Origin of the sequence: Archangium violaceum Cb vi76, from assembly GCF_000733295.1 — a bacterium.
Lineage (GTDB): Bacteria > Myxococcota > Myxococcia > Myxococcales > Myxococcaceae > Archangium > Archangium violaceum.
Genome location: NZ_JPMI01000221.1, coordinates 1 through 3,354 on the forward strand (window position 1 = coordinate 1; position 3,354 = coordinate 3,354).

Genomic DNA, 3,354 nt, shown 5'->3' on the forward strand with positions numbered 1-3,354 from the left:
CCACGAGCCTGAGCATCGCGCCGGGCGTGGGCACGGTAACAGGGAATAGCGTGACGGTGACTCCTGCCACGACGACGACCTACACGCTGACGGCCACGAACGAGGCGGGCAACGTCACGGCCACCGCCACGGTGACGGTGAATCCCCCGGCCCCGGACATCTGGGCGTCCCTCAGTTGGGCCAACGAGCTGCCCGGCAATTACGACTCGGATGTCTACCGCTGGCTGGATGCGGGAAAGCAGCAGCGGACGGCCGTTCTCACGCGCAACACCGCCCGTGATCCCGGCGGCAGCTACGGCGGCATGCTTCGTCAGTTCCGCTTCTACACTGGCACGTCGGAGCGCGTCGCCACGGGCACCGGCGCCACCAGCGGCTCCGGCTACATCTGGAACGGCTGGGGGTATGTGGTGAGTCACTTCAGCGGCAATGGAGTGAGCCACTCCGGAAGCCTCGCGGGCAGCTACCGCCGGGTCTTCGTTGGCCGCCACCATGCCATCCACGAGTTCTCCTGGAACATGCCCATCGGCGGCACCCCGGTCAAAGTCACGGTGCACTGGTTCTTCGCCACGGGGCGGGATCATCCGGTCTACGCCGTCACCTTCGACACGAGCGCCACGGGTTCCTCTGGCCTGCCCACCAGCGCGGACTCCCGCACGCCCTATGGCGACATCGCCTGGGATGGTGATGGCACCAACGCGTTCGTGGACGGCGTGAAGTGGGGCGACAAGTACAAGTTCTTCTCCCGCACCGAGCCCTTCACGGCCCAGAGCCACTGGGACTACAGCCAGCCCAACGTCGTCCCCTACACGATGCTCTATTCCCGCGCCGCCGACGCGGAGATGGGCATGGTGCAGACGCTCGATTGGCTCCAGCACAACACGGGCGGCACCTGGTTCAGCGACAACTGGGGCCTGACCTCCGAGACTCGTGCGAACCCCGGTAATTTCGGCTCCTGGATGATGCCGCCCAACTGGAACTGGCCCTACCAGATGTGCCAGTACGAGATGGGCGACACCAGCCAGACCCGCAGCAAACGCCTCGCCTGGGGCTTGATGTACGACGCCGTGGGCAAGCCTTCCTATGACGGCTATGGCTACGAGAAGAAGTACTCGGGCCATCCCTACCAGAGCTATTCCGTCTTCATGGTCATGGGTCAGCAGAGCGCTGGGGAGGTCCTGGCTCAGGCGACGCACGTGGAGCGCATGCTCAATGCGCGGCTCAGCGTGGTTCAGGGCGCGGTGGTGACCTCCGGTCCGGGCGGCGTGGCGCGCTCCGACTCCGCCACCTATCCGGTACCCGGGTACAACAGCAACTACGCGGCCTACGAGTTCCAGGCGGACCTGTCCGGTCAGTTCAACGCGACCCTGAACGCCGCCGGGGGTGAGTTGCAGAATCCGCTCTTCATGGTTCGTACCGCGGCGGGCGTGCCGGCGCGCCTCTACCTGGACGGCGTGCTGTTGAAGGCGGACGTGGATTACTTCGCCTCCTTCGATTCCACCTCGGGCGTGCTGTGGCTCACCCTCAACCGGGCCTGGAGCGGCAGCCACACCCTGGCCAGCGGTACGTAGAGAAGAGCAGAGGCCCGGCGGAGACCACCGGCGCGAGGCTCCTGGGCCTCGCGCCGGGGCACTTCCCGCCGCGGACTACTTCCAGGTGTCGTTGAGCGTCACGGTGCCGGTCGCGGGCGTCGTGGAGGTGCGGTTGGCGCCGCTCTCCCAGACGACGTTCCCGCTGCCGTCCTTCTTGATGTACTTGTACTCGAAGGCCGTGGAGCCGGGCAGGCTCAGCGTCACGCTCCACGTCGGGTAGTTGGCCGGCGAGAGCTGGATGGCGTTGGCGGTGTTCCAGCTCCCGAGCGCGGCGATGCTGCCCACGACGTAGATGTTCTGGCCCACCACGGTGCTGGCCGTCTGGTTGAAGGTGACGGTGGCGCCGGTGGTGCTGGTGGTGACGCTCAGGGCCGTGCTCGGGGCGGAGACGTTGCCCGCGGTGTCCCGGGCGCGCACGGTGTAACTGTACGTGGCGCCGACGCTCAGGCCGGTGTCCGTGTAGCTGGCCGAGGTGGGCGAGCCCACCAGCGAGCCGTTGCGGTACACGTCATATCCGGCGATGCCGCTGTCGTCCGTGGAAGCCGTCCACGTGAGCGAGACGGAGGTGGACGTCTTGGAGGGCGCCGTCAGGCCCGTGGGCACGCTCGGCGCGGTGGTGTCGGCGGACGGCGCGCCCGCGGTGATGGTGCCGGCGTTGAACGTCTGCACGCCCGCGGGGATGAAGTAGTTGAGCCCGCCATTGTTGTCCCAGGTGCCACTGCCGTTGTTGAAGACGGCCTCGAGCTGCGTGGCCGAGCCCAGGTTGACGGTGTACTTCGCGTAGCCGGCCACCTCCGCGTTCGGCATGGCCACACCCGGTGACGTCGTCCACGTGCCACCCGCGGGGCGGTAGTGGATGTAGGGCGCGGTGAAGCCCTTCTTGTAATAGACGGTGACGGAGTTGCCCGAGCTGGTGGTGACGGAGAGCGCCGTGCTGGCCGCCGAGGTGTTGCCCGCCGCGTCCCGCGCCTTCACGGTGTAGCTGTACGCGGTGCTCGCCGCGAGCCCGCTGTCCGTGTACGTGGTGCCCGTGGGGGTGCCCACCTGCGTGCCATTGCGGAAGACGAGGTAGCCCGTCACGCCGACGTTGTCCGTCGACGCCGTCCACGACAGGGACACGGACGCGGCCGTCTTCGAGGGCGAGGTGAGGCCACCGGGAACGCTGGGAGGCGTGGTGTCGACCACCGGGGCGCCCGCGGTGATGGTGCCAGCGCTGAAGGTGGAGACGCCCGTGGGGAAGAAGTAGTTGCTCCCGTTGTTGTTGTCCCAGGTGCCGCTGCCGTTGTTGAAGACGGCCTCGAGCTGCGTGGCCGAGCCCAGGTTGACGGTGTACTTCGCGTAGCCGCTCACCTCGGAGTCGGGCATGGCGTAGCCCGGCGCCACCGTCCACGTACCGCCCGTGGGACGGAAGTGGATGTACGGGGTGGCGAAGCCCTTCTTGTAATAGACGGTGGCGGTGTTGCCCGCGCCCGTGGTGGCGGAGATCGCCGTGCTCTGCGCCGAGACGTTGCCCGCCGCGTCCTTCGCCCTCACGGTGTAGCTGTACGAGGTGCTCGGCGACAGGCCCGTGTCCGTGTAGCTGGTGCCCGTGACGGAGGCCACCTGGGTGCCATTGCGGAAGACGTCATACCCGGCCACGCCGTAGTTGTCGGTGGAGGCCGTCCAGAGCAGGGCCACCGAGGAGCTCGTCGTGCCCGAAGCCGTCAGCCCCGTGGGCGCCGAGGGCGCGGTGGTGTCCGGCGCCAGGGTGGTGACGGAGAGCGCC

General features: G+C 67.9%; 2 protein-coding genes. One reads left to right on the forward strand and one right to left on the reverse strand.

Translation table 11 applies throughout. The features are described from left to right. Positions 1-1,568, forward strand: a 1,568-nt coding sequence (locus tag Q664_RS29640) for a hypothetical protein (RefSeq protein ID WP_235216933.1), incomplete at its 5' end; no start/stop codon positions are given. A 75-nt stretch (positions 1,569-1,643) separates the two neighbouring features. On the opposite strand, the gene Q664_RS62725 is transcribed toward Q664_RS29640, so the two are convergent. Continuing rightward, a partial coding sequence (locus tag Q664_RS62725) for a carbohydrate binding domain-containing protein (RefSeq protein ID WP_043403363.1) occupies positions 1,644-3,354 on the reverse strand: 1,711 nt, incomplete at its 5' end.